Genomic DNA, 416 nt, shown 5'->3' with positions numbered 1-416 from the left:
CCGCCCGGCCTTTTCTCCCGCATTTTCCTCATGCGTTCCCGGCTTTTCCGGCGGTTCCCTTCGGCCTTGCAGGCGTCGGAGCAGTAGGCTTGACGCCCCTCGGGCAAAAATGCCTTTCCGCAGACCGCACAGGCCCGCAGCTCCGGGGAGATGCCTTCCGTTGTCAGCGACGCTTGAAGCTCCGGGTTAAGAGGTAGGACAGCCTCACGGAAATAACGGCAGTACGCCCCTGTCCAGCACTTGTGCAGCATATAGCAGGCACAGTCAAGAGGAAGGCACAGGCCGCTTTCCCGGTCATAGTTGGCGCACATCCCCATGACAAGAGAACGGATTTTCTTCTTCTCGTCACGGGTCAGCTCCCGGGCGTCCATTTAAGACTTCGGGCCACGATGGCCCGAAGGGCGGGGCTCCACGAT

General features: G+C 60.8%; 1 protein-coding gene. It reads right to left on the bottom strand.

Going from position 1 to position 416, the window contains the following annotated elements; genetic code table 11:
* On the bottom strand, positions 1 to 371 hold a 371-nt coding region (locus GPK90_RS18775), incomplete at its 3' end, for a cysteine-rich VLP protein (RefSeq protein WP_215703670.1).
* Between the last annotated feature and the right edge of the window lie 45 nt (positions 372 to 416).

This window comes from Clostridium sp. MCC344 (assembly GCF_018785365.1).
In the GTDB taxonomy this organism is placed as follows: Bacteria; Bacillota; Clostridia; order Lachnospirales; family Lachnospiraceae; genus Pilosibacter.
Note: the sequence above shows the minus strand (reverse complement) of the source record. Positions and strands in the feature narration are given on the sequence as shown.